The organism is Curtobacterium sp. HSID17257, from assembly GCF_003989515.1.
Lineage (GTDB): Bacteria > Actinomycetota > Actinomycetes > Actinomycetales > Microbacteriaceae > Curtobacterium.
This window is the reverse complement of record NZ_RBLU01000145.1, coordinates 1-6,553: the sequence shown is the minus strand read 5'-3', so window position 1 is coordinate 6,553 and position 6,553 is coordinate 1. Positions and strand designations below refer to the sequence as shown.

At 73.1% G+C, this 6,553-nt stretch carries 8 protein-coding genes; 3 read left to right on the top strand and 5 right to left on the bottom strand.

The window, feature by feature from the left end:
* Positions 1 to 149: 149 nt before the first annotated feature.
* From D8M35_RS14860 to D8M35_RS14845, 4 genes are all read right to left on the bottom strand, one after another.
* A complete protein-coding gene (locus D8M35_RS14860; protein WP_126892541.1) occupies positions 150 to 659 on the bottom strand; it encodes a metallophosphoesterase in 510 nt (169 codons plus the stop codon).
* Positions 656 to 1,192, bottom strand: coding sequence for a MarR family winged helix-turn-helix transcriptional regulator (locus tag D8M35_RS14855; protein ID WP_126892540.1), 537 nt, complete (start codon positions 1,190 to 1,192; stop codon positions 656 to 658). Before D8M35_RS14855 ends, D8M35_RS14860 begins: the two co-directional genes overlap by 4 nt.
* An 87-nt stretch (positions 1,193 to 1,279) precedes the next feature.
* A complete protein-coding gene (locus D8M35_RS14850) occupies positions 1,280 to 1,741 on the bottom strand; it encodes a VOC family protein (protein ID WP_126892539.1) in 462 nt (153 codons plus the stop codon).
* Positions 1,742 to 1,797: 56 nt separating this feature from the next.
* Positions 1,798 to 2,094: a GNAT family N-acetyltransferase gene (locus D8M35_RS14845; protein WP_126892538.1), complete on the bottom strand. Its 297-nt coding sequence runs from the start codon at positions 2,092 to 2,094 to the stop codon at positions 1,798 to 1,800.
* An 87-nt stretch (positions 2,095 to 2,181) separates the two neighbouring features.
* Here D8M35_RS14845 and D8M35_RS14840 point away from each other — a divergent pair, with 87 nt between their 5' ends.
* Positions 2,182 to 2,829 carry an NADPH-dependent F420 reductase gene (locus D8M35_RS14840; protein ID WP_126892537.1) on the top strand — a complete coding sequence of 216 codons (648 nt, stop codon included), beginning with the start codon at positions 2,182 to 2,184 and terminating at the stop codon, positions 2,827 to 2,829.
* Between the two features lie 354 nt (positions 2,830 to 3,183).
* The gene (locus D8M35_RS14835) at positions 3,184 to 4,281 is read left to right on the top strand and encodes a hypothetical protein (protein ID WP_126892536.1); all 1,098 of its coding nucleotides are present in this window, start codon (positions 3,184 to 3,186) and stop codon (positions 4,279 to 4,281) included.
* A 3-nt stretch (positions 4,282 to 4,284) separates the two neighbouring features.
* Here D8M35_RS14835 and D8M35_RS14830 read toward each other — a convergent pair whose 3' ends face one another.
* Entirely contained in the window at positions 4,285 to 5,142 is an 858-nt protein-coding gene (locus D8M35_RS14830) for a LysR substrate-binding domain-containing protein (protein WP_126892535.1), read from the bottom strand.
* Positions 5,143 to 5,304: 162 nt separating this feature from the next.
* Between D8M35_RS14830 and D8M35_RS14825 the strand changes: the two genes are divergently transcribed.
* Positions 5,305 to 6,553 (top strand): MFS transporter (locus tag D8M35_RS14825; protein ID WP_126892534.1); only part of this gene is annotated, 1,249 nt, incomplete at its 3' end.

Below are 6,553 nucleotides of genomic sequence, written 5' to 3'. Positions count from 1 at the left end.
CGAGTGGGAGCTGGCGTTCTTCCGGATGCCGACGGAACCAGCGTTCCCGCGGGCCTGACCGCACCACGGCGGTGGACCCGCCATGTGACGGACGGGAGGCGCGGGGCGGGTCCCTGCCGCGCCTCCCGTCCGGTGCTCGCTGCGTCGCGTCAGCGCGCCGCCGGGGCCAGCCGGACCGTCTCGACCGTCAGCGCCCGCCCGTCCACGGTGCCGCGCATCCACGTGAAGTCGGGCTGCCGGCGGCGGTCCGTCGGCGACCCCGGGTTGAGCAGGCGCATGCCCGACGGTGCGACCGAGTCCCACGGGATGTGCGAGTGTCCGAAGACGAGCACGTCGGTCTCCGGGTACGCGGCGTCGGCCCGGCGCTCGCGACCGGTCGCCGCTCCGGTCTCGTGCACCAGGGCGAAGCGCAGGTCCTCGACGATGAACCGCGCGACGAGCGGCAGCCGGTCGTCGAACTCGGGGCCGTCGTTGTTGCCGCGGACGCCCTCGAAGCGGCGGGCCCGTCCCTGCACCGCGTCGAGGGTGGCGAGGTCGACCCAGTCCCCCGCGTGCACGACCAGGTCCGCGCCGTCGACGTCGGCCCAGAGCGCGGCGGGCAGGTCCTTCGCGCGCTTCGGCAGGTGCGTGTCCGAGAGCAGGACGAACGAGGTGGTCACGAGGCCGCGGGACCGGCCCCGCCGGCGTGGTCGTCCGGGATCGCGCGTGCGGGCATCGGCAGGCCGGCCTCGTCGGCGGCGCCGAGTCGTTCGAGCAGGCCGGCGAGGAGCGCGACGTCGTCGTCCGACCAGTCGGCGAGCCGTTCCACGAGCGCGTCGCGGTGCAGGCGCACCGAGCGGTCGAGTGCGGCGCGTCCGGCGTCGGTCGCCTCGAGCGGCTTCGCGTTACCGGAACCGCCGTCGGTGGTGCGGACGAGACCGGCCGCGAGCAGGCCGGAGAGCTGCCGGGAGATCGTCGACCGGTTCAGCCGCAGGTACCGGGCGATGTCGATGGCCATGCAGCCGGGGTGCTGCACGACGAAGTCGACGAGGGACTGGTCGACGACGCTGAGCACGAGGTCGTCGCCGCGTGCCCGGATGCTCGCGCGGCGGGTGATGCGGGAGAGTTCGGTGTAGGCGCGGCCGATGTCGGTGCCGCGGACGTCGTCGTCGGCGCGGTCGCCGTCGCGGGCCGCTGAGCTCGGGCTGCTCATCGCGTTCTCCAGCCTGTCACTGCGTTCGCCGGGTGCTCGGCGCTGGTGGGTCCCGCCACCCTACCGGCGGGCACGGCCTGCTCCCCCTCAGCGGCCGGCGGCTGCGGCCTGCAGCGCCGGTATGTCGAGCTTCACCATCTCCTGCATCGCGCGGAACACCCGGGCGTTCGCCTCGGGATCGCCGCCGCCGGTCATCAGGTCCCCCATCATCGACGGGGTCACCTGCCACGCCAGCCCCCAGCGGTCGTGCAGCCACCCGCACGCGAGCGGTCGACCGCCGTCGGCGAGGAGCGCGTCCCACACCCGGTCGAGCTCCTCCTGGGTGTCGACGTCGACCTGGAAGGACACGGCGTCGGTGTGCGGGTGCCCCGGGCCGCCGTTCATCGCCCGGTACGGCTGGCCGAGCAGGGTGAACTCGACGACGAGGGCGGTGCCGTCCGAGGTCCGCGCGACGCTGTCGACCCGGCTGTCCGGGAAGAGCGACGCGTAGTACGTGGCGGCCTGCTCGGCCTGGTCGTCGAACCAGAGGAACGGGGTGATCGTGGGCACGGTGTCTCCGGGTGCTCGTGTCCGGCTGCGAGGCTGCGAACGGACCGTGGGGTGTGTCAGTCCGCGGCGCCGCGGCTGAGCAGGTCGGCCTGCTCGGGGTGCTCGTCGAACCACTTGCCGACGAACCAGCACATCGGCACGATGCGCTTGGTGGTCCGGGCCGCCACGTCGTCGACGGCGTACGCGACGAGCTCCGCCGCGTAGCCGTGTCCGCGGTGCTTCGGGACCGTGTACGTGTGCGGGAACGACACGGCGTCGTCCCCGGCCCGGTAGTCGAGGACGCTCACGAGCTCGCCGTCGACGTACATCGCGTAGCGGTCGCGGTCGGCTTCGTCGCGGAACTCGTGGGCCATGGCGCCATCATGCACCCGACGGGCAACGGCCGCACGGAGGCCACCACCGGCGGGAATGCGTCGCAGCGGACCGCGTTGCACGACCGCATGACAACGATCGGCATCATCGGAGCAGGCAACATCGGTTCTCAGCTCGCGCGCCTCGCCGTGCAGCACGGCCACGAGGTCGTGATCGCCAACTCACGCGGCCCGGAGACCCTGCAGGACCTGGTCTCGGAGCTCGGCGAGCACGCCCGCGCGGCGACCCGGGACGAGGCGGCAGCAGCGGGCGACATCGTCGTCGTGACCACCCCCCTCGCGGCGATCGAGACCATCCCGGTCGAGCCCCTGGTCGGCAAGGTCGTCATCGACACGAACAACTACTACCCGCAGCGGGACGGCCACATCGCGTCCCTCGACGACGAGACCACGACCACCGCCGAGCTCCTGCAGGACCACCTGCGCGGTGCCCGGGTGGTCAAGGCGTTCAACCACATCGCCGCTCCGGCGCTCACCGACGAGGCCACCCCGGCCGGTACCCCCGACCGCCGCGCCCTGGTGGTCGCCGGTGACGACGCCGACGCCAAGCGGGTCGTGTCCGAGCTGATCGACCAGTTCGGGTTCGACGTGGTCGACGCCGGTCCGCTCGCCGAGGGCTGGCGCATCCAGCGCGACACCCCCGGGTACGTCACGCGCTACACCGCCGACGAGCTCCGCACGAAGCTCGCCGAGGCGAAGCGCTACCGCGACATGTAGCCCCCACCTCCGCAACACGCAACGAAGGCGGTTCCCCCCAGCGGTACAGCTCGGCGCGGAGCCGCCTTCGTTGCGTCTCGCGGGCCCGGGCCGCGCGGCGTCCTGCGTGCGGTGGACACTGCGACCCCGGAACTGGGGCTGCGCACCGATCCATGCACCTGGATAGAAATGACGATGGATCAGAAGAGCGAGGGAGCACGAGTGGCGTCGCACCGCATGCCGGACAGAGACCGGCCGCGTCGAGCGGTCCCTGCGTGGGTCGTCGCACCCCCGGAGGACACCGTCGCCAGCCGGGAGGCACCGCTCACCCCCGCCGCAGCTCCTGCCGTCGTCGAGACGGGAGCGTCGGTCCCCGTGGCCGCTCCCGGCACGCCGGGTGCGCTCGGCTCGGCGCTGCCGTCCGTTCCGACCGACGGGCTGCCCGACGGAGCGATCGTCGTGCCCGACTACCCGCCGCAGGAGCACCTGCTCCCACCGGCCCCGACCTCGCCCGCGGTCCAGGTGCCGCCGTTCGACACGGCCCCGCTGCCGGTGTCACCCGTCGACGCAGGCGAGTCGGGCGGCCCCCTCACGCCCCCGGTCGATCCCACGCACACCGCTCAGGCATCGGCATCGGCACCGGCATCGGCGCCGGTGCAGCCCCCCGCTCCCGCGGCACCGGTGGTCGGGCAACCCCGCTTCTCGGTCCCCGGCCTCGAGCACGTCCTGGTCGAGGGTACGGAACCCGAACCCTCCGGGCCGATCGGGTACCGCACGCCGGCGCGCTTCGCCCGACAGCAGGCACCGCGACCGGTCGTCGTCGAGCCCGCTCCGACCGACTTCGACGCCGTGATCGCCGCGGGTGCTGCGATCCCGACCCCGACGCCGTCCGTGTTCCCCGGGACGTCTGCTCCCGCTGCCGGGACCACCGCCGGCGCAGCAGCCACGACAGCCGCACCGGGTGCCGCCGCCGAGCCGACCGCAGCCGGAGCGCCGACGGGACGCCGCAGGTCCGGCTCCCGCGGACGGACCCGTGCGTCGGAGTCAGTCACGGCGCGGACCGGCGCCGGAGCCGAGGTGGGCGAGCACGACGGGGGCGAGGAGCGCCTCCAGGCCGGACGCGGAACCACTCGCGACCGCAGCCGCACCGCGATCGGCGTGACGCCGGCGGCCGTGCTCGGGGCCGTGACCGGTGTCGCGACGATCGCCCTCGCCGCGTGGTGGTTCACGGCGCCGGCGACGGTGCACGCCACCGGGCTGGTGCTCGGAGTGCTCGCGCTCGCACTGTCGGGGACGGCGTTGCGGAGCCCTGCGGCGACGTGGCAGCGGCCGGTGGCGCTCCTCGGCACGGTGCTCGGCGGGGTCGGGACGCTCGTGCTCCTCTGGGCGGTGGCCGCCGCGCTGCTGGCGCCGGCGGGCGTGACGCTGCCCGACCTGACGGGGACGGGCACGACGCCGACGGTGGCTCCGTAGCGCTCAGACGGCGCGGACGACCCCGCGGGACAGGATCGCGCTCGTCAGGGCGTCGATCGGCTCGCGCTGCACCGTCGGGTTCGCGATGAGCACGTAGTCGACGGCCGGCAGGTCCGGCAGCGAGAGGCGCTGCGACACCTTCACGAGGTCGGCCGGGATGAGCGAGTGCGGGAACACCGCGACTCCGATCCCCGCCCGCACCGCGGCGAGCACCCCGTTCACGTCGCGGGTGTTGCAGGTGATCCGCCACGTGCGGCCGGCGGCCTCGAGGGCGTCGATCGCCATCTGCCGGCTGATGCTCGGCGCCTGGTACGCGATCAGCGGCACCGGCTCGTCCCGCTCCACCGCGATGCCGTCCTGCGCCATCCACACCATCTGGTCCGTCGCGACGCGGGTGCCCTCGGCGGACTCCCCCGCCGTCTGCTTGATGAAGACGAGGTCGAGCTGCCCGGCGTGCACCCGACGGAGCAACGGCGCGGACTGGTTCACCGTCAACTCGAGGTTCACTTGCGGGTGCAGGCGGCGGAAGTCCCGCAGGATGCGGGGCAACTGCGTGATCGCCAGGTCGTCCGCGGCACCGAAGCGGAGCCGGCCGCGGGTCGCCGCCCCGGAGAAGTACGCGTCGGCGGTCGCGTGCGCCGCGAGGATCGAGCGGGCGAAGCCGGCCATCGCGTCCCCGTTGTCGGTGAGCGCGACCCCGCGGGTGTCCCGGGCCACGAGGGTCCGGGAGACGGCGGTCTCCAGCCGACGGACGTGCTGGGAGACCGTCGGCTGGCTGATGCCGAGGCGCTGCCCGGCGAGCGTGAAGCTGCCGGTCTCGGCGACGGCGAGGAACGTGCGGAGCAGCACCGGGTCGAGCACGAGACCTCCTCCGGCGGGCGGGCCGCCGCCATTCGACATCACAATGGAGTGATAGCCACCATAGGGGTGTCGAATGGCCGAGCGCCACGTAGTTTCGGAGGGGTACCGAATCGTTTCGACCAGGTACCGAGTCCACCCCCGACGATCCGGAGCCCCACGACCGTGAGTGCGTCATCGACGACCCTCCCTCCGCCCACCGAACCGCTGCCGATCCAGTCCGAGCGCCCGCCGTGGCGGCACACGCTCATCGCCCTCTCCGTCCCGAACTTCCGGCTCTTCACCGCGACCAACCTGGTGGCGATGACCGCCGGCTGGATGCAGCGGATCGCGCAGGACTGGCTCGTCCTGCAGCTCACCGGCTCCGTCGCGCAGGTCGGCATCACCGTGGCCTGCCAGTTCGCACCGATGCTGTTCTTCGGACTCTGGGGCGGGGTGCTCGTGGACCGGTTCTCGAAGCGCGCGCTGATGATGCTCACCCAGGGCGCCTTCGCGGTGCTCTCCGCCCTGCTCGCCGTCCTGACCCTCACGGGCGTGGTCGAGGCGTGGCACATCTGGGTCATCGCGTTCCTGGTCGGGATGGTCACCGTCATCGACAACCCCGCCCGGCAGGTCTTCGTCACCGAGATCGTCGGGCACCAGCACCTGCGGAACGCGATCAGCGTCAACTCGAGCGTGTTCCAACTCGGCGGGATGATCGGTCCGGCACTGTCCGGGGCGCTGCTCGTGGCCGTCGGGGCGGGGTGGTCGTTCGGGGTGAACGCCGTCGCCTGCGTCGCCGTGGTCGTGACGCTCGGGTTCCTCCGCACCTCGGAGCTCCACCGGACGCCGCCGATGCCGCGCGCCAAGGGGCAGCTCGTGGAGGGCCTCCGGTACGCGGTCCGGAAGCCCACGATCCTGGTGCCGGTCGTGCTCATGGCGTTCTTCTCGGTGTTCGCCCTGACGATGCCGGTGCTGCTCTCGGCGTTCGCGTCCGAGGTCTACGACGTGGGCGCGGGCGGCTACGGCGTGTTCAACTCCGCGGTCGCGGTCGGGGCCCTGACCGGGGCGCTGCTGTCGACCCGGCGGGCGACGGTGCGGCTCCGGACGATCGTCGGCGGGGTGTTCTGGACGGGCGTGCTGCTCGTCGTGAGCGGCTCGATCCCGGTCATCGCACCGTTCACCGTGGCGCTCGTCGCGGTCGGGATGTCGCAGCTGCTCTTCATGACGGCGTCGAACTCGCTCGTGCAGCTGTCGTCGAACGTCGCGATCCGCGGACGCGTGATGTCGTTGTACGTGCTGGTGCTGCTCGGCGGCCAGGCGATCGGTGGGCCGGTCATGGGGCAGGTCGTCGACCACTTCGGCGCGCACGTCGGCATGGTCGTGGCCGGGGGCGTCCCCGCGCTGGCGGCGGTCGTCGCCGGGGTGGTTCTCG

What these genes read in the sequence shown, in the direction of transcription:
- D8M35_RS14855 (WP_126892540.1), bottom strand. Translation starts at nt 1,192, where the DNA reads ATGAGCAGCCCGAGCTCAGCGGCCCGCGACGGCGACCGCGCCGACGAC.
- D8M35_RS14845 (WP_126892538.1), bottom strand. Translation starts at nt 2,094, where the DNA reads ATGGCCCACGAGTTCCGCGACGAAGCCGACCGCGACCGCTACGCGATG.
- D8M35_RS14840 (WP_126892537.1), top strand. Translation starts at nt 2,182, where the DNA reads ATGACAACGATCGGCATCATCGGAGCAGGCAACATCGGTTCTCAGCTC.